The sequence below is a fragment of the Gryllotalpicola sp. CP2-P1 genome, assembly GCF_057512245.1.
In genome coordinates this window covers 1-1,511 of the sequence record NZ_JBLRDT010000358.1, presented here as the reverse complement: position 1 = coordinate 1,511, position 1,511 = coordinate 1, and the positions used below count along the sequence as shown (strand labels likewise).

At 73.1% G+C, this 1,511-nt stretch carries 2 protein-coding genes; one reads left to right on the top strand and one right to left on the bottom strand.

Annotation, left to right across the window (positions count from 1 at the left end):
- Positions 1-1,197: outer membrane protein assembly factor BamB family protein (locus ACM2XV_RS15185; RefSeq protein ID WP_487027547.1), on the top strand; the 1,197-nt coding region annotated here is incomplete at its 5' end.
- Between the two features lie 75 nt (positions 1,198-1,272).
- On the opposite strand, the gene ACM2XV_RS15180 is transcribed toward ACM2XV_RS15185, so the two are convergent.
- Positions 1,273-1,511 (bottom strand): response regulator transcription factor (locus tag ACM2XV_RS15180; RefSeq protein WP_487027546.1); only part of this gene is annotated, 239 nt, incomplete at its 5' end.

The window sequence follows — 1,511 nt, the reverse complement described above, 5'->3', positions numbered from 1 at the left end:
CCCGTGAACGCCCGGCGGCTGTGGACGGCAGACCTGGGGGCCTCGGTGTACGGCCAGCCGGTCGCGATCGGCGACACCGTGATCGCCGGTACGGAGGGCAATCGCGTCGTCGCCCTCGAGCGCACGACCGGGCGGCAGCTGTGGTCGTATTCGCTCGGCACGCCGCTCACGAACGTCGCGAGTCGCGCCGGCTGCGGCAACATCGACCCGCTCGGCATCACCTCTTCGCTTGCGATCGACCCCGCGCGCGGCGAGGTCTTCGCGGTCGGCGAGGTCGTCGACGACGGCGGGGCGGTGCACCATCGCCTCGTCGGACTCGCCGTCTCGGACGGGGCGGTCATGCTGAGCGAGAACGTCGACCCTCCGCTCGGTGCGGGCGAGCAGCCGATCCACCTGCTGCAGCGCGCGGGGCTCGCCGTCGGGAACGGCCGCGTCTACATCGGCTACGGCGGCAACATCGGCGACTGCGGCTTCTATCACGGGTGGCTCGTCGGGGCATCCGAGACCGCGAAGGGCGACCTCGTGAGCTTCAAGGTCGCCCCCGACGGCGAGGGCGGCGCGATCTGGCTCTCGGGTGGCGCACCCGCGATCGGCGCCGACGGCAGCGTCTATGTGACGACGGGCAACGCCAACCCGTTCCCGCCCGGCCAGGACAGGCTGCAGTACACCGAGAGCGTCGTGAAGCTGACGCCGAGCCTCGACGTGGTCGCCGCGTTCAAGGACCCGGATGCCGGCGGCGACGAGGACCTCGCGACCGGCAACCCGGTGCTCCTTCCGGGCGTCGTCTTCGCCGTGGGCAAGACGGATGTCGGCTACGCGCTGCGCTCCTCCGACCTCGGGCGAGTCGCCGAGGTGCGCGGAGTGTGCGGCAGCGACCCCGACGGCGGCCCCGCCTACGACCCCGCGACGAAGCGGCTGTTCGTGCCGTGCCGCGGCGGGGGCATCCAGGTCATCGAGACCGCATCGTGGAAGCTGGGCCCGCGCGTCTCTGGAGCGAACAGCGCTCCCATCGTCGTCGGCGACACCGTCTGGGCGACCACGTACCCCGACGGCGGGCTCGTGGCGTTCGGCGCATCCTCCGGGCGCGGCACGACGCACCTCGAGACGGGGCCCGTGCCGAACTTCGCGACGCCGTCGTTCGCCGGCGGCGTGCTGCTTCTCGGTACGAGGTCGGGAGTCGCGGCGTTCGGCCGCTGACCGGTTGCGCGGCGCGCTGCCGCGCCGCGCCGCGCCCCGGTGCCCTGCTGCAGGGGCTTCGAGGCGACGGGTCGGCTACAGCGCCTGTTCGAGGGCTGGGGAGGAGGCGCGGAAGAAGGCGGCGAGGCCGTCGCGGCCCGAGACTCCGAGCTTGACGCGGGCGTGATGCAGGTGTGACTCGACGGTGCGCACCGAGAGGTACAGCTCGGCCGCGATCTGGGCATTGGTGCGGCCCGTCGCAGCGAGCCGGGCCACGAGGATCTCGCGTGCGCTCAGCAGCTTCCACGCCGCCGCATGCAGGGCGGGCGCGATGG